This is a genomic window from Paenibacillus sp. FSL F4-0097 (assembly GCF_038593125.1).
In the GTDB taxonomy this organism is placed as follows: domain Bacteria; phylum Bacillota; class Bacilli; order Paenibacillales; family Paenibacillaceae; genus Paenibacillus_AQ; species Paenibacillus_AQ odorifer.
In genome coordinates this window covers 4634384-4651349 of the sequence record NZ_CP151965.1, presented here as the reverse complement: position 1 = coordinate 4651349, position 16966 = coordinate 4634384, and the positions used below count along the sequence as shown (strand labels likewise).

Below are 16966 nucleotides of genomic sequence, written 5' to 3'. Positions count from 1 at the left end.
GATTGACGGAGGAGGGATGAAAAGTGAGCAGAGATTTTTCCAAGGATGCATTGAACGCCATTAACAAAAAGGCGGGCAAGAACATTACGGAAAGTGCCGTCAAAAAGCTAGCCAGTACGGTAAAGCCAGGAACTACGCAGAATGAAGCCCAGCTCCGCCAGTTAATTAAGCAGGTGTCATCAATGGCGAAAGTGCCGGTCAGTGAAGCTACTGTGCAGGAGATTATCAATGCCGTTAAAAAAGGCGGCGCAGGTTCCAGCACAATGGAGTCTTTAATGAAAATGATGCTTAAAAAATAGCTTTATGTTGGGTGAGCAAAAGAAAACGGATCAATGAATGATTCCGTCGTCTTTTGCTTTTTTTTATATTCCTGATAATTTTCACGAAGCGTAGTTTATTTAAAATAATACATAAAAAATGATGTTTTTTTACAGAAAAGGATAAGGTCATGATATAATAGTCCCTAATAAATTACAGGCGAATGGGGGCTTTGACCATGGATCCGATGACAAAAATGTGGTTATCCCTGATTGCGATGCTGATTATGGGATTATCAGTATTTCTTATAACTTTTGCTCGGAGCAAAACCAAGGGCTTGCTTAAGGCTGTACTGTCTATACTTGCTTTTGTCATCATGTTAGTGGGCCTATTGGGCGGAGTTGTTTCAATTATGTAAGCAATTACATAGTGTTGAGGAAGGAAGTAACATCATGAAATCTCAAAAAGGAGTTACCGTTGTATTTCAACCAGAAGGCCGTAAAGCTGTTGTGAACCGTGGCATTTCGTTATTAGAGGCTGCTCGTAAAGCAGGAGTGCCAATAACAACTAGATGCGGAGGCAAAGCAGGCTGTCTGATGTGCAAGGTTACAGTCGCGAAGGAAGAGGCTGCTGCAGTAAGGCCTCCCGGTGATATTGAGCGGCGTAAGCTTGGATCGGCCTTAGAAGAAGGAACGCGTTTGGCCTGTCAGGCTGCCGTATGGAGCGACGTAACCGTTCAGGTGCCGGAAGATCCACTGAAGGCTGCGGTGCGCCGTAAGCTTGAAGCAGCGCGGCGTGGGGAAGAAGATGAGCTGTGGTAGCGTAAGAATGTCACCGTGGGAGGGACTCGGTTGGAGTTTATAGGATATAAAATGAAACTGAAGGCAGAGGCCAAGATTTTGCTAGGGATGGTATCGCTCGCGCTTACGCTTTCGGGCTGTCTATACCCAGGTGAAGAGAAGCGGGCTAGTGTTAATTATCGGGAAAGTGTTAAACGGATACAAGCAGCCGTTGATGATTATCAACAGGAGGAAGGGGTACTGCCCATTCTTAATGCGGATGAAACTACTCCAAGGTATGAGAAGTTTCGTATCGACTTGGGGAAGCTGAATAATAAGGGATATTTGGATGATATACCGGCTACCGCTTTTGAGCAGGGTGGAAGTGCTTATTTTCTTATTTTGAATGAGGAAATTGATCCTGTGGTGAAGGTGATGGACCTTGTTACGGTTCAAAAGGTGAATGACGTGCAACGACAGGTTAACCGCTATAAATCAGCTCATGGCGGCAACCTGCCTGTGCTTGATGAGCTATACCCCGGATTGTATACTATTGATCATAAGCAGGCGGGTACAAGCTCTATAACGTTAACTAGTGTCTATTCCGGTCAAGTTCTTGACTTTATCATGGATAAGGATGGAACTGTCTACGTAGATTATGTTTTTGATATCATGGCTGCCGTCGATAAGAAGGGTGGAGAGCGCGACAAGAATCAGGACTTGCGACTGGATCTGGAGGAAGCTTCATATTACGTTCCCGTAAAGTCTTTGCCGTATCTATGGATTAATAATCAGCCGATCCCACAGCCTCCAAGTTAGAGTTATAGTTTAAAAGCGTCTAAGCTTCGGTTTTATCCGGGGCATTAGGCGTTTTTTGTTTATAACCTTTTAATCTCAGCATCCACTAAAAATAGTTCTATCAAAGAATCCTAGCTCATAAGATGGATGAGTAAGCTTCCGGGCGTCAGACGCCTTGCGGCGCGCAGACTTAACTTTTTTGAAATTACATTGGGAAATGCGCGAATACGGGTCATAAATTCGTTCCGGATACATATGATGATACTAGTCCAAATGCATGTCCGAGCATTCGGAGTTTAGCGCGGGGCAAGTACGTCCCGGTCGAAAGCAGCTAGGCTTCGGGCGGGCATACGATAAGTCCGGTTGATGTCCTGCAAGGGTCAGATTACCGGCGGAACGCGAAGTCGATGCTCTTCAGGCATTTTTTCTTCGGAGTAATATGAGGAGGGGATCTCTTTTGGAAAAAGTGGATATTTTCAAGGACATTGCCGAGCGTACCGGCGGAGACATTTATCTTGGCGTCGTCGGCGCGGTTCGCACGGGGAAATCGACATTTATCAAGCGCTTCATGGAAACAATTGTCCTGCCAAACATCACGAATGAGGCTGATCGAGTAAGAGCTGTGGATGAGCTTCCGCAAAGCGCAGCAGGCAAAACGATTATGACGACAGAACCGAAGTTTGTGCCTAACAACGCAGTCCAAATCAAGGTTGCGGAAGGGCTTGAGGTTAATGTTCGTCTGGTAGACTGTGTGGGTTACGCTGTAGAAGGTGCAAAAGGCTACGAGGATGAAAATGGACCACGAATGATCTCTACACCTTGGTTTGAAGAGCCTATTCCTTTTCAGGAAGCGGCAGAAATCGGGACACGTAAGGTTATTCAGGAGCATTCAACGCTAGGTGTAGTGGTAACAACAGATGGTACGATTGCAGAAATTCCGCGGAACTCGTACGTGGACTCTGAAGAGCGCGTCATTGCAGAGCTGAAGGAAGTGGGTAAGCCATTTGTGCTTGTCATTAACTCCACCCGGCCACGCAGTGAGGAAGCGCAGCAGCTCCGTAACGAGCTAGCCATCAAATACGATATCCCAGTTATGACGCTAAGCGCCGCAAACATGAGCGAAGATGACGTAACTGGTGTGCTGCGGGAAGTGCTTTATGAATTCCCAGTGCATGAAGTAAATGTAAACCTGCCAAGCTGGGTTATGGTGCTTGGAGAAAACCACTGGCTGCGTAGTAGTTATGAGAACTCCGTTCGCGATACGGTAAAAGACATTCGCCGCTTGCGGGATGTTGACCGCCTCGTATCTCAGTTCACCGAATATGACTTTATTGATAAAGCTGGCCTAAGTGGTATGAACATGGGTCAGGGCGTAGCAGAGATCGACCTGTATGCTCCAGAAGAGCTGTACGATCAAGTTCTGATGGAAGTGGTCGGGGTTGAGATCCGCGGTAAAGATCATTTGCTCCAGCTTATGCAGGAGTTCTCGCATGCGAAACGAGAATACGACCGATTCTCAGAAGCATTGGAAATGGTCAAGACTACAGGTTATGGTATCGCGGCTCCATCCTTAGCCGAAATGGCGCTCGACGAGCCAGAACTGATACGTCAGGGCTCTCGCTTCGGGGTTCGCTTAAAGGCTACTGCACCGTCCATTCATATGATTCGGGTGGATGTGGAGTCTGAATTCTCGCCAATCATCGGAACGGAAAAGCAAAGCGAAGAGCTGGTTCGTTATCTGATGCAGGACTTTGAGAATGATCCTATTAAGATTTGGGAATCCGATATTTTTGGCCGCTCCCTGCACTCCATTGTTAGAGAAGGCATTCAAGGCAAGATAGCTATGATGCCGGATAATGCACGCTACAAGCTGCAAGAAACGCTTGGCCGCATTATTAACGAGGGTTCCGGCGGACTTATTGCAATTATTCTCTAAGCTGAATATAAATAAATTCAAAGAGTGGGAGAAATCCTGCTCTTTTTATTTGTATATATCCTAAAACTTGATTCCTAGTTCCTATAATAACGGTGAATCTGACTCAATTATTCTGATGAAATAAAGACCTAAACTGCTCCTATAGGTCTAACAAATTAGATCGAATTTAGATAAATATGCACGGATAGATGATAATTCCTGCTCCTTTTTTGAGTAACAGCTTGAATTTATGGATGGGCTGTATTACTATAAGTTTGTTGCGCTTCAAGGTCTAAGGGCGCCAAAGTTAAGTTTTAAACGGGATTATCACGTATATTTTACGTTGAAACGGAAACAGTGTATGATACCGGAGAATTTACTCAGGGAGGTGAGAAAACATGAATAAATCAGATTTGATCAATGTAGTTACAGAAGCAACTGAACTTCCCAAGAAGGATGCTACTAAAGCTGTAGATGCGGTTTTCGAAGCAATTACAGAAGCACTGCAAAGCGGTGATAAAGTACAACTGGTTGGATTCGGAAACTTTGAAGTGCGTGAGCGTTCTGCACGTAAAGGCCGTAACCCGCAAACTGGTGAAGAAATCGAAATTCCTGCAAGCAAGGTACCGGCATTCAAACCCGGTAAGGCGCTGAAAGACGGAATCAAATAAAGATTTCTACATACCTATCCCATAGTCTTTTAAGAACAACTATGCCGCCCTCCAAGGCGGCATTTGTTTTTTGAAATACTATGAACTGTATAATAGGTTTAGAGGAGGATGAGTGATGATGGATAAAAATACGGGTACTACTCCGCTTCCAACGGGCAGCGACTATATTGTGGTTAAAGCTAAAGATAATGGCGTTCAGGTCATTGGGCTAACCAGAGGTACAGATACACGTTTTCATCATACAGAGAAGCTGGATAAGGGCGAGGTATTGATTGCCCAGTTTACTGATCATACCTCAGCGATGAAGATTCGCGGTAAGGCTGAAATATGGACAAAGCACGGACAATTGGAAAGTGAAAGCTGAAAAGCAGGCATAGCCTGCTTTTTTTCAAAATATAGTAAAGATAAATGATCGTATTAGCTAAGAGTGGGAATTATGGATAAGGAGGCGTGTTCATGAACAAGGTCTGGTGGGTCGGAGCCGTATTACTCTTGACTGCAACCTCTGCTGTAATATTGCCCAAAGTGGCAGATATGGATTCTACCTTACAGCAACGCAATGGTGCAGTAGAGACTTTTACTGGCGGCCATAACACAGTGCTAGACAATGATAATCTTGTTGATGTTCTTGGCGCACTTCCATTGACCTTATCCATTGATAGCGTAGGCTGGGAGGATCACGTTCTGTCACTGGATTTAAAAGTGAGCGGAAATGATCATGAACCCCAGGAGCTTTATCGAAATATGGCGCAGGCTATTTCTTTTGCTTTTCAAGAAACCTCGAATGTGGATCAGCTTTTGCTGCGCATCGTGGTCATGGATAAATGGCTGGATAGCCGCCGGCTGCTGCTAGCAGGGGATATCAGACGCACGGAGTGGTCGGCTGAACTCCAGAATGAACTTCAGTCTGCGGGTAATCTCCCCATATCCGAGCGACTCAAGACGGGCTTCCGTATTAGTGAGACTGAGCTCTGGAAGAAGCAGTTCATTTATCCTTGAGAAGAATAAAAGAAACTCAGTCGTACCACAGTGCGTGACAAAAAAACATGTGATATAATAGACAAGATTGTGAACAAAGGAATTATTATTAATGTCAATGGCTTCGGAGGCTGAAATGAAACCGTACTGCATACCGCAACTGGCAAAACCCTACACCGACTACGACATGATTCAGAAGCATACGGATTTGCCACCGTTTTCTGATGGCCGGGGTCATTTGTTATATATTTTTCTAAACCATGGATCTTCTGTTAAAGGAAATGCTGGTGAGTTGTATACGCTCGTAACAGCACTTATTCAACTTGGACTAGATACACATGAGGTAATTGACCGCTCGAATGATAGACGCGGTGGAGATCCTATGCGTTCCCGTCAATTAAAGGTATTGGCTGGCGATTATTTCAGTAGCTGGTTTTACCATCTGCTTGCAAAGAGTGATCAAATTGAGATGGTTGGAATCTTGAGTAAGGCGATTGCTGATTTCAATGTCTTGAAAGCGAACCTCTATGTGAAGATGAGAGGAATCCGTCTTTCGGCTGAACAATACTTGCGGCACATGGTACAGCTCAATATGCGGCTGTTCCTTTCTTTTACGCCCATGATCGAGAATTCCTTAGTGGAGTTGTGGGAGAAGTTATTGACAGAATTCAGTCAGTGCGAAACTGTTGCCATAGAGCTTCAGCGTTGTGATAACCTTGAGAATGCTAGCAATGGTTATTGCTACTGGAAGATGCTGGAGTCAGCGACAGAGGAAGAACGCAAACAGCTTCAAGACCAGAACCTTGATCAGAAGGACTGGAAGATGCTGAAGATGAAATATAAATGTGATTCTCTGCTGACGGACAAGCTCCATCAGTCGATTCAGTCGATTCAGGGACTATTACAAAGCGTTAAAGACGAAAGCCTGCTTAGAGAGCTTGAGATAGCGCTGGATCGTATTCTCCTGCAGATGAAAGTCTCAGGACAAGCAGCCGTGGAGGGTTAGTGGATGACTATGGACAAAACTACAACTGCTGTGGGTGATAACAGCAAGCCGAAGGAACAGTTTGTGCACTCGGTGTTTGAGAGTATTGCAGGTAAATATGATTTGATGAATGATATCTTAAGCTTTCGCCGCCATAAGGCTTGGCGCAAGTTCACGATGAAGAAGATGGGCATGAAGCGCGGGGATTCAGCTGTAGACTTATGCTGCGGCACTTGCGATTGGAGCATTGCCTTGGCAGAAGCCACACAGACAGGGAATGTGATAGGACTTGACTTTAGTGCTGGCATGCTTGAAGTGGGGCGCCGTAAGGTGGAGGAGCGCAAGCTTCAGGACCGGATCTCTCTCGTACAGGGCAATGCTATGGAGTTGCCTTTTGAAGACAACGCATTCGATTATGCAACGATTGGTTTTGGACTCCGCAACGTACCGGATCTTGTTCAAGTGCTGAACGAGATGAAACGCGTGGTAAAACCCGGAGGAATGGTGGTCTGCCTGGAGCTTTCCAAGCCGATGAAACAACCGTTTAAAGGTATCTATTTCTTTTATTTTCAGCGTGTACTTCCATTGCTGGGCAAGTTATTCGCTAAAAGGTATGAGCAATACAAATGGCTGCCAGAATCGCTGGCGCTGTTCCCTGACCGGGAGCAATTAGCTGCTATTTTCCGTGAAACCGGACTGCAAAAAGTGGAATCCTTCCCCTTGACCGGAGGCATCGCGGCATTACATATTGGGCTCAAGGAGAACGGGAATGTTTAAGAAAATCGGTATCTTTTTACAAATGATCAAGTTTGAACATACGGTATTTGCTTTACCTTTTGCTTTTATGGGCGCTTTACTTGGTTCCGTTGTCATGTCTGGCACGCTACCTTCCTGGAGCCAGATTGGTTGGATCGTAGTGGCTATGTTTGGGGCACGGAGCGCTGCTATGGGGCTGAATCGACTGATTGACCGGATAAGTGATGCTAAGAATCCTCGCACAGCGGGAAGGGCTATTCCTGCAGGATTATTGAAGATCGGTGAAGTCGTCATTTTTATCGGCATTTCGTTTTTCTTACTCTTTTGGGCAGCCTTTAAGCTGAATCCTTTGTCGGCCAAGCTCTTGCCAATCGCAGTTTTCCTTCTTGTTATTTATTCATTTACGAAGCGCTTTACATGGGCTTGCCATCTTATCCTCGGTCTGACCATTGCGCTTGCACCTTTAGGCGGTTGGGTAGCTGTGACCGGTAGCGTGAATTGGACTTCAATGGTATTTTACTTCACTATTGTGTTTTGGACTGCAGGTTTTGATGTAATTTATTCTTGTCAGGATGTTGAGTTTGATCTAAAAGAGGGCTTGAAGTCCATTCCGGTTCGGTTCGGGGTTCAAGGTGCACTCATTATTGCCCGCGTATTTCACATTCTCACGGCGATTGGATTCGTATCGTTGCTGTTTATGACGGATTTAAGCTGGTGGTATGTAGCAGGCATGATCATCGCATATATTATTCTCTTTTATGAGCATTACATTGTATCTCCGAGTGACCTGAGCCGTCTGCAGACTGCTTTTTTCACTATGAACGGCGTATTGAGCATCGTAGTGTTCTCTTTCACTTTGATTGACTTGGTGGTGCAGTTCTACTAATGACGCTTACTAAACCGAAAAACATCGTGGTTGGAATTACAGGAGCAAGCGGTGCGATATATGGTGTTCGTCTAACTGAAACCTTGCTGTCACTAGGCTACTCCGTGCATTTGGTAGTTAGCAATGCGGGCTGGCGCGTATTTAAAGAAGAACTTGGCTATATCGCATCAGACCGGGAGGGCTTTTTGAACGAAAGGTTCAAAGGCTATCCCGGTTCTCTGCTTTATCATCCTGTTGCGGATATCGGCGCATCCATTGCAAGTGGTTCGTTTCGTGTGGAAGGGATGATTATTATGCCTTGCTCTATGGGAACATTGTCCGCGGTAGCGAATGGGACCTCTGATAATCTGATGACACGTGCTGCTGACGTTATGCTCAAGGAAGGACGCCCACTGGTGCTTGTTCCTCGTGAGACTCCACTGCATGCCATTCATCTAGAGAATATGTTGAAGCTGTCCCGTCTGGGAGTTCGGATGATTCCCGCAATGCCGGCTTTTTATTTCGGGCCGCAAAGTATGGATGATCTGATTAATTTCATGGTGGGCAAAGTGCTTGACAGCTTTAATATTGAACACAATTTATTTCGAAGATGGGGGGATTGAAAGGATGGACAATAACAGCCACACCATCATCGGCAAAATCAGCTATACCAACTCATGGCCGGTATTTCACAATTTTCATCCCTCTGCATTAAAATATCCTGCAGAGATGGTGAGTGAGGTACCTGCCATTCTTAATCAGGGGATGAGCCGTGGAACTATTCATGTAGGTGCTTTATCCTCTTTTGCTTATGCTGAGGCCAGTGACAAATTATTACTACTACCTGATTTATCGGTTAGCGCGGACGGTCCTGTGAGATCAATATTCCTTTTTTCCAGGGTGCCATTTGCTCAGATTGGTAGCGGTAAGATTGCTGTTACGAATACTTCTGCAACCTCGGTAAATTTGCTGAAAATTTTAATGGAAAAAGCTTTTGGCAATAAACCGGAATATATTAGCGCTAATCCTGATTTGGATGCCATGATGCATGAAGCGGATGCCTGCTTATTAATTGGTGATAATGCTATTAAAGCCTCATGGCAGGATCAAGGTTATATCGTTACAGATCTAGCTGAGGTTTGGAAGAAATGGACGGGCTTAGGGATGACCTTTGCGGTCTGGGCAGTGAACCGAAAGGCTGCTGAGGACAAACCGGAGGCTATTTCTGAGATTGCAGAGGCTTTTGCCGAGAGTAAAATGCGGGGATTGAGAGATTTAGATCCTATTGTACAAGCAGCTTGTTCTAACATTGGAGGAACAAAGTCTTATTGGGAAGGGTACTTCCGCAATTTATGTTATGATTTTGGAGAAAGGCAGCAGCAAGGTTTGAACCTCTATTTCCGCTATGCCTATGAGATGGGCCTGCTGCCGCAGGAAGTGAAGATGGAGATTTGGAGCCATAAACTGTTGACACGGGTGAAAGAATGAAACGACTGCAAATATTCGGATTACTGAACAGAGATATGGATCAGATTGAAAAAGAGCTGTACCGTAGTGTACAGGGGGATGACGATCTGCTTACAGAAACCTCCCTGCATTTATTAAAGGCAGGCGGCAAAAGATTACGTCCCGTATTTGTCCTGATGGGCGGGAAATTCGGTAAGTATGATCTGGAAAAGCTGAAACGGGTGGCGATACCGTTAGAGTTGATCCATAGCGCTTCACTGGTCCATGATGATGTGATCGACGATGCAGAATTGCGCCGTGGTGAACTCACCGTGAAAGCAAAATGGGGCGATAAAATTGCCATGTACACTGGTGACTACATATATGCAAAAGCGCTGGTTATGACTACGGAGCTGAAGAATCCACGAATTCATCAAATTCTGTCTAAGGCGATGATCGAAATGTCGATCGGAGAGATGGAGCAGATTCGTGACTTTTTCAACAGTGAGCAAAGTGTACGTCATTATCTACGGCGTATCCGCCGCAAAACAGCCCTGCTGATTGCAGTTAGCTGCCAACTCGGCGCACTTGCTGCTGAGGCAGATCCAGAAGTAGCTCGCCTGCTTTATAATTATGGATATAACGTGGGTATGGCGTTCCAGATTCGTGATGATTTACTGGATCTCTCAGGCACAGAGAAACAGATCGGTAAACCTCCGGGCAGTGATATGCGTCAAGGAAACATTACACTTCCAGTGATTTATAGTCTTGAGGATGAGCGGCTGCGCGAGTCATTGCTTGAGGAGCTGAAGTCTATACGTGAGGGCCATAGCACGGTAGGACGTGCGATTGATCTTATACTTTCCGGAGACGGAATCGCCCGCTCTGAGGAGCTCGCTTCACGTTATATTGACAAGGCGCTGGCGGCGCTGGAACAATTGCCTAATAATAAGACTAAGCGCAATCTGCGTGATATTGCTTATTTTATAACAGGAAGAAGTTATTGATCTTCTGGTGAGATTGAAATTAAACGTTTCCAGAAAGCAATGTTTCTGTTAAGATAGCGTCAAAACAACCCTTCAAATGGGAAAATGGAGAGTGCTTCTATGGAAAAGACGTATCTGATGGTCAAGCCTGATGGAGTTCAACGTGGATTAATAGGGCGTATTGTTACCCGCTTTGAGGATAAGGGGTTTAAATTGGTCGCTGCTAAGCTGATTACAGTTAGTGAGGATCAAGCGAAAAGACATTATGCTGAGCATGCAGGCAAAGACTTTTTTTCGGAGCTGGTCTCTTTCATCACTTCAGGTCCAGTGTTTGCAATGGTATGGGAAGGCGATGATGTTGTAACGTTATCCCGGACACTCATAGGCAAGACAAAAGTTGGAGAAGCTCTGCCAGGCACGATTCGTGGCGACTTTGCCAGCCATACACCACTTAATCTAATTCATGGATCAGACTCGCCTGAAAGTGCAGAACGGGAAATTGCTAATTTCTTTGCTCCAGATGAACTGAATCAGTATAACAAAGACATCGCAGTCTGGATGTAAGGTCCAGGTGGGAGGCAGGGGATTAACATGTCTGATCGTAATGTTGCAGCATTAACAACAGATCCGGATTATAGCGGATTTATTCACAACGTTAAACAAAGCACCGGAATTGATCTGGCTCAATATAAAGAAGCGCAGATGAAGCGGCGTTTGACGACTCTTCGGATGAAGAATGGGTATCATACCTTCAGTGATTTTTTTGCAGCGATGATGAAAAATAAGGACTTATTTTATGAATTTTTAGATCGAATGACGATCAATGTCTCTGAGTTCTGGCGGAATCCGAATCGCTGGGAAGTTTTGCGGGATATTATCCTACCTGACCTCCAGCAGTCGGGCCGCAAATTAAAGCTGTGGAGCGCGGCGTGTTCCACTGGCGAAGAGCCTTACACGCTGGCTATGATTTTGTCGGACAAGAACATATTGGCGCAGACAGGCATTCTTGCCACTGACATTGATGATGGCGCTTTATCCAAAGCAAAGCAAGGTCTTTATTTGGAACGTTCTTTAAAGGATGTGCCGAAAGACGTGGCAGCACGTTACTTTACACCGGAAGGCCCTGTTTTCAAGGTCAGCGATTCACTTAAGAAAAACATAGATTTCCGCAAACAGAATCTGCTCTTGGACAAGTTCGACGAAGGTTTTGATCTTATTATTTGTCGCAATGTAATGATCTATTTTACTGAAGAGGCGAAGAACAAGCTCTATCATAAGTTTTCGGCTAGCTTACGTCCGGGTGGTTATTTGTTTGTGGGCAGCACAGAGCAAATCTTTACACCGGCTCAATACGGTTTTGAATCGACGGAAACTTTTTTCTATCGTAAAAAATAAATATTTTTTGCTCCTTCGCCATTAACTTCAAAGGTATACTTTCGCAAAAGTTCAGTGATACTGGATAGTAGAATTTGTACGCTAAGTGAAAGGAAAGTTAAACCGATGGACAAAAGCAAGGTCATTGCCGCGTACAAACGAGGCTTTATCACCGTTCGTGAGTGCGGGCAAATTCTCGGTGTGGAAGAAATGCAATTGGAGCGCCTTCTGCAGCTGGAAGAGCGTAAGTCTACATTCCCTCCACCAAGTCAGCGGCTCGGCAGCTAACAAGCTGAGGACCCAGCCGAGGAGCGCCATTCATACTCTTAAGGGTATGGATGGCGCTTTTTATTTCGATATACATAGAGTGTTTCTAGGGAGAGCCCTTTCTTGTCAAAGCGGATTCCCTATACTATAATGAGCAAAGATCATAGGATTTTAGCGGTTTACAGTTTAAAAGTATAAAAGGGGGAAGACATCATGAGTTTACGCTATTTAACAGCGGGGGAAACGCACGGCCCCCAGCTAACGGCTATTATTGAGGGATTGCCAAGTAATTTAACTTTGGATTTTGAAGAGCTTAACTTTCAATTGCATCGTCGACAAAAGGGATACGGACGTGGACGCCGCATGCAGATTGAGAAAGATACGGCACAAATAGTCGGTGGAGTACGTCACGGCTATACTACAGGTGCTCCGGTAGCCTTGGTAGTAGAGAACAAGGATTGGACTCACTGGAAGAACATAATGATTATTGAACCTATTCCAGGCAGTGATGAAGAAAAACGCCGGGTAAATCGGCCGCGTCCTGGACATGCAGATTTGAATGGTGGATTGAAGTACAATCATACGGATCTTCGCAATGTTCTGGAGCGCTCCAGTGCCCGCGAAACAGCAGCCAGAGTTGCATGTGGCGCTGTAGCCAGACAGCTGCTGGCAGCTTTTGGTGTGAAAGTAGCAGGCCAAGTCATTCGTATTGGTGAAATTGAAGCGCCTGCAAATGATCTGCCTATCGATGAGCTGATTGAACGCACAGAACAGTCCTCTGTCAGAGTTGTCGACAAAGAAACGGAACAGAAAATGGAGGCTTACATAGATCAGATCAAGGAAGAGGGCGACTCCATCGGTGGAATCGTTGAATGTATCGTCGAAGGACTGCCCATCGGACTTGGCAGCTATGTACAGTCAGACCGGAAGCTGGACGGGGCGATCGCTGGGGCAGTGATGTCGATTAATGCCTTCAAAGGCGTTGAAATCGGCATTGGGTTTGAAGCAGGTAAATTGCGTGGATCGCAAGTCCATGATGAAATTATGTATGAAGCTTCTAAAGGATACTATCGCGCAAGCAATCGTTTAGGCGGTTTTGAAGGCGGGATGACGAATGGTATGCCGATAGTGGTTCGTGGTGTTATGAAGCCTATTCCTACCTTGTATAAGCCACTTCAAAGTGTAGATATCGATACGAAAGAACCTTTTACAGCTCAAGTAGAACGTTCGGATGCATGTGCAGTTCCAGCGGCATGTGTGGTTCTGGAAAGCGTAGTGGCATGGGAAGTTGCCAAAGCTTTTCTTGATAAATTCGGCGGGGATTCTCTCGAAGAAATTAAAGCGAACTATGAAAACTATCTTGCACAATTGGAGAGTTATTAATCATGCGTACGATCAATGTAGATTTAGGAGATCGTTCTTATCCAATTCACATCGGTAGTGGTCTGCTGCAGAACATTGGCCAGTACTGTGCTGAGGCTGGACTGTCCACTCGCAGCCCACTACTGGTTGTGAGTGATAGTGAAGTAGCTCCACTGTATTTACCGTCGCTTGAAGAAGCTCTACGTCAGCAAGGCTATACCGTAGTCAGCCATATTATGCCGGCAGGGGAAGCATCCAAATCATTAACCGTGTATGAAGAGGTTATGACGACCGCGATTCAAGCGGGACTGGATCGCAACTCAGCTGTGTTGGCTTTAGGTGGCGGGGTTGTTGGTGATTTAGCTGGTTTTGTAGCAGCTACCTACATGCGCGGAATAGGATTTCTACAAATTCCAACGACGATTCTAGCCCATGACAGCAGCGTAGGCGGCAAAGTGGCTGTCAATCATCCACTAGCCAAAAATATGGTTGGTGCGTTCTATCAACCTTCGCTGGTGCTTTACGATTTGGATACCCTTCGCACGCTTCCGCCACGCCAAGTCTCTTCTGGCCTGGCTGAAGTAGTGAAGCATGGTCTGATTATGGACAAAGAATTCGCATATTGGTGCCGTGAACATGCTGATGAGCTGCTTGCTCTGAATGCTGAAGCACTCGGCTATGCCCTTGAGCGCGGTTGTGCAATCAAGGCTCATGTCGTAGCGAACGATGAACGTGAGCATGGACTTCGGGCGATTCTGAATTTAGGACATACGATCGGACATGCTATTGAAGCGGTTGGCGGATATGGCGTATTTTTGCACGGTGAAGCGATTGCGATTGGTATGGCGGGTTCGGCGCTGCTGGCTGTAAAGCTTGGACATGATCGATCCATTTATGAGGATACAGTATCTATGTTATCTGCACTTTCATTGCCTATACAGCTTCCTTCTGAATATGATGAAGAGGAGCTAATGGAAGCAATGATGCATGATAAGAAATTCAAAGAAGGCAGAATGACTTTTATTGTGCCTGATGCCATAGGAGCCGTAAGCATTGTAAACGATGTACAGGAATCGCTTGTGCGAGAGGTTCTCGCAGAGCTTAAAAAGGAGGGGAAACCGTGGTAAATCGAGGGATTCGCGGAGCAACTACCGTGATTAATAACGAAGAAACAGAGATTTTGCGTGAAACCGTTGTGCTGCTGCGGGAGATCGTAGAACGTAATGATGTTATAGCTGAGGATATTAGCAATGTATGGATTACGATGACCAATGATCTGGATGCTACTTTTCCGGCAAGAGCCATTCGTGAGATTGAGGGCTGGGAAATGGTGCCACTTATGTGTTCAACGGAGATCCCTGTTAAAGGCAGTCTGCCGATGTGTATCCGGTTAATGGTGCAGTTTAATACGGATAAATCACAGCGTGAGATCCGCCATGTATATCTGAATGAAGCTCAGAAGCTTCGTCCGGATTTGTCGCAGAGTAAGTCTTAAATTTGAGTTGTGGGTTGTCAATGACCCTTGTCATCATGTATAGTGTAATTAGCCGAGTATAGAAGAGTTTAGTTGAGTTGAGATGAGTATAGTTGAGCAGAGTGCAAGAAATTTTTGCGAATATAAGAAAGTATAAGCTTTGTTCTATACATTCTTATATTTCACGCATATACGCTTACCGTCCTTATAAGGACGCTGAAGACGTTTATGCCTGATTAGCAGTTTTTGTGTACGCAGAGTCTTTATTTTGATATGTACTGGAGTGTTATTTCACATCCGTGATGTATCTTATTTAGAGATAAGTCTGTAGGCACAACATAACGATGCTGATCATTGCTCAAAAACATATACTTACTTACACAAACCCTCTACTTTGGTAGAGGGTTTTTCTGTTTTTCGGAAAGATTTATATAACTAAGGGGGCATCTAAAAATGACGAATCCGAGTGTTCAAGAGGTGGTAAAGCTGTCGCAGGATTATAATCTGATTCCTGTTGTGAAGCGGCTGCTGGCTGATATGGAAACACCTATCCGGTTATTCCAACGTTTTGCTGAACGTGACCGCGCGTTCTTACTAGAAAGTGTAGAGGGCGGCAAACAATGGGCCCGGTACTCGTTCATCGGCAGCGATCCCTTTTTAATGATATCGGGAAAAAAGGGTGCAATTAACGTAGAGATCGACGGTAAGAAAAAACAGCTGCATGGAAAGCCGATTGAGGAGCTTAAAGCACTGCTTCGTTCATACCGTAGCCCTAAGCTGGATGAGATGCCGCCATTTACTGGAGGAGCTATCGGATTTTTTGGATATGATCTGCTGCAATATTATGAGAAGCTGCCTGAGCATCCAGTAGATGATCTCCAAATGGATGATATCCGGTTTATGTTCTGTGATCGCATCATTGTTTTTGATCATGTGAAACAACAAATTCTCCTAGTTGGCAACCTGCATGTTAAAGACGGTGATACGGACTCAGATATCAAATCCAATTACGAAAGCTTAAGTCGTAAGCTTGAGGATATGGCCGAAGAGCTGCAAAAGGAAGGGCCAAAGGAAAATGTGAACCGCCGCAGCATTCCGCAGGATATTGAGCTGGGTGAGATTCATTCCAACCTGACTAAAGAACAATATATCAACAACGTAGAACAAGCGAAGGAATACATTCGGGCTGGCGATATTTTTCAAGTGGTGTTGTCGCAGCGCCTGCATATTGAAACGGAGGTTTCTCCACTGCATGTATACCGGATGCTCAGGACGCTTAACCCATCTCCATATATGTATTATTTGAAAATGGATGAAGAGATTATTGTTGGAACCTCACCGGAAGCGCTCGTAAAGGTAGATGGAAACCGTGTGGAGACACGGCCGATTGCCGGAACAAGACCAAGAGGTGAAAGTGAAGCTTCGGATCGTGCTTACGCCGCGGAGCTGCTGGAGGATGAAAAAGAACGTGCAGAGCATTTGATGCTAGTTGATCTAGGTCGTAATGATCTAGGAAGAGTGTCCAAATTCGGTTCTGTAAAATGCGATTCCTTTATGGAAATTGAAAGATACTCTCATGTCATGCATATGGTATCGAATGTGTCAGGCACGCTTAGCGAGGATAAAGATTTCTTTGATGCCTTTCTCTCCTGTCTGCCAGCCGGTACTGTCTCAGGAGCACCTAAGCTACGGGCAATGGAGATTATTGCTGAATTGGAGCGAGAAGCCCGTGGTGCTTATGCGGGGGCGATTGGATATTTGGGATTCTCGGGAAATATGGATTCTTGTATCACCATCCGTACAATTATCTTCCGTAAGGGCAGAGCATATGTGCAGGCTGGGGCGGGTATCGTTTGGGACTCGGTTCCGGAGAAAGAGTATGAAGAGACGGTGAATAAAGCGAAGGGCATGCTAAAAGCTATTCGTATGGCAGAGGCTATGTTCCCACCCGAGATAAAAGAGAAACAAGTCATCAATCAAGATTACATGTACACATATACCCCTGAACAGGTGGTTTGATTAATATAAAAGATTACATTAAGGCTGGGAGGA

Annotated in this window: 21 protein-coding genes; all 21 read left to right on the top strand. The window is 45.3% G+C overall.

All coding sequences use genetic code 11. The features are described 5' to 3' along the window. Positions 1–23 precede the first annotated feature (23 nt). The 21 genes from MHH86_RS20915 to trpE all read left to right on the top strand — a co-directional run bounded on the left by MHH86_RS20915 (position 24) and on the right by trpE (position 16933). Positions 24–299: a stage VI sporulation protein F gene (locus tag MHH86_RS20915; RefSeq protein ID WP_038572437.1), complete on the top strand. Its 276-nt coding sequence runs from the start codon at positions 24–26 to the stop codon at positions 297–299. Between the two features lie 197 nt (positions 300–496). Next, a complete protein-coding gene (locus tag MHH86_RS20910; RefSeq protein WP_036676218.1) occupies positions 497–676 on the top strand; it encodes a DUF2768 family protein in 180 nt (59 codons plus the stop codon). 34 nt (positions 677–710) lie between these two features. Next, complete coding sequence (locus tag MHH86_RS20905; RefSeq protein ID WP_036676220.1) at positions 711–1079, top strand: 2Fe-2S iron-sulfur cluster-binding protein; 369 nt, start codon at positions 711–713, stop codon at positions 1077–1079. Positions 1080–1109: 30 nt separating this feature from the next. Further along, the gene (locus MHH86_RS20900) at positions 1110–1856 is read left to right on the top strand and encodes a hypothetical protein (RefSeq protein ID WP_341031313.1); all 747 of its coding nucleotides are present in this window, start codon (positions 1110–1112) and stop codon (positions 1854–1856) included. 436 nt (positions 1857–2292) lie between these two features. Continuing rightward, positions 2293–3771, top strand: a complete 1479-nt coding sequence (gene spoIVA, locus MHH86_RS20895) for a stage IV sporulation protein A (protein WP_036676222.1) — start codon at positions 2293–2295, stop codon at positions 3769–3771. A 377-nt stretch (positions 3772–4148) separates the two neighbouring features. Further along, positions 4149–4421: an HU family DNA-binding protein gene (locus MHH86_RS20890; protein ID WP_036676223.1), complete on the top strand. Its 273-nt coding sequence runs from the start codon at positions 4149–4151 to the stop codon at positions 4419–4421. A gap of 115 nt (positions 4422–4536) precedes the next feature. Further along, a complete protein-coding gene (mtrB, locus tag MHH86_RS20885) occupies positions 4537–4785 on the top strand; it encodes a trp RNA-binding attenuation protein MtrB (protein ID WP_051490908.1) in 249 nt (82 codons plus the stop codon). Between the two features lie 92 nt (positions 4786–4877). Next, positions 4878–5420, top strand: coding sequence for a hypothetical protein (locus MHH86_RS20880; protein ID WP_036676225.1), 543 nt, complete (start codon positions 4878–4880; stop codon positions 5418–5420). Between the two features lie 91 nt (positions 5421–5511). Beyond that, positions 5512–6405 carry a heptaprenyl diphosphate synthase component 1 gene (locus tag MHH86_RS20875; protein ID WP_235219377.1) on the top strand — a complete coding sequence of 298 codons (894 nt, stop codon included), beginning with the start codon at positions 5512–5514 and terminating at the stop codon, positions 6403–6405. A gap of 3 nt (positions 6406–6408) precedes the next feature. Next, a complete protein-coding gene (locus MHH86_RS20870; protein ID WP_094901689.1) occupies positions 6409–7161 on the top strand; it encodes a demethylmenaquinone methyltransferase in 753 nt (250 codons plus the stop codon). Further along, a complete protein-coding gene (locus MHH86_RS20865) occupies positions 7154–8026 on the top strand; it encodes a UbiA-like polyprenyltransferase (RefSeq protein WP_036676227.1) in 873 nt (290 codons plus the stop codon). The genes MHH86_RS20870 and MHH86_RS20865 overlap by 8 nt, the downstream gene beginning before the upstream one ends. Then, entirely contained in the window at positions 8026–8628 is a 603-nt protein-coding gene (locus MHH86_RS20860) for a flavin prenyltransferase UbiX (RefSeq protein WP_036676229.1), read from the top strand. The genes MHH86_RS20865 and MHH86_RS20860 overlap by 1 nt, the downstream gene beginning before the upstream one ends. 4 nt (positions 8629–8632) lie before the next feature. Further along, positions 8633–9493 (top strand): menaquinone biosynthesis protein, encoded by an 861-nt coding sequence (locus tag MHH86_RS20855; RefSeq protein ID WP_036676231.1) that lies wholly within the window; start codon positions 8633–8635, stop codon positions 9491–9493. Continuing rightward, positions 9490–10458 carry a polyprenyl synthetase family protein gene (locus MHH86_RS20850; RefSeq protein ID WP_036676233.1) on the top strand — a complete coding sequence of 323 codons (969 nt, stop codon included), beginning with the start codon at positions 9490–9492 and terminating at the stop codon, positions 10456–10458. Before MHH86_RS20855 ends, MHH86_RS20850 begins: the two co-directional genes overlap by 4 nt. Before the next feature lie 99 nt (positions 10459–10557). Next, positions 10558–11001, top strand: a complete 444-nt coding sequence (ndk, locus tag MHH86_RS20845) for a nucleoside-diphosphate kinase (RefSeq protein ID WP_036676234.1) — start codon at positions 10558–10560, stop codon at positions 10999–11001. Positions 11002–11028: 27 nt separating this feature from the next. Then, on the top strand, positions 11029–11832 hold the full coding sequence (locus tag MHH86_RS20840; RefSeq protein ID WP_036676236.1) for a protein-glutamate O-methyltransferase CheR: 804 nt from the start codon (positions 11029–11031) through the stop codon (positions 11830–11832). Between the two features lie 105 nt (positions 11833–11937). Then, the gene (locus tag MHH86_RS20835) at positions 11938–12099 is read left to right on the top strand and encodes a hypothetical protein (protein ID WP_169744788.1); all 162 of its coding nucleotides are present in this window, start codon (positions 11938–11940) and stop codon (positions 12097–12099) included. Positions 12100–12291: 192 nt separating this feature from the next. After that, on the top strand, positions 12292–13461 hold the full coding sequence (aroC, locus tag MHH86_RS20830) for a chorismate synthase (protein ID WP_342479413.1): 1170 nt from the start codon (positions 12292–12294) through the stop codon (positions 13459–13461). Between the two features lie 2 nt (positions 13462–13463). After that, positions 13464–14567 (top strand): 3-dehydroquinate synthase, encoded by a 1104-nt coding sequence (gene aroB / locus MHH86_RS20825; RefSeq protein WP_339210380.1) that lies wholly within the window; start codon positions 13464–13466, stop codon positions 14565–14567. Further along, complete coding sequence (gene aroH, locus MHH86_RS20820) at positions 14561–14935, top strand: chorismate mutase (RefSeq protein ID WP_036676241.1); 375 nt, start codon at positions 14561–14563, stop codon at positions 14933–14935. Before aroB ends, aroH begins: the two co-directional genes overlap by 7 nt. 432 nt (positions 14936–15367) lie before the next feature. After that, positions 15368–16933, top strand: coding sequence for an anthranilate synthase component I (trpE, locus tag MHH86_RS20815; RefSeq protein ID WP_036676243.1), 1566 nt, complete (start codon positions 15368–15370; stop codon positions 16931–16933). Positions 16934–16966 lie beyond the last annotated feature (33 nt).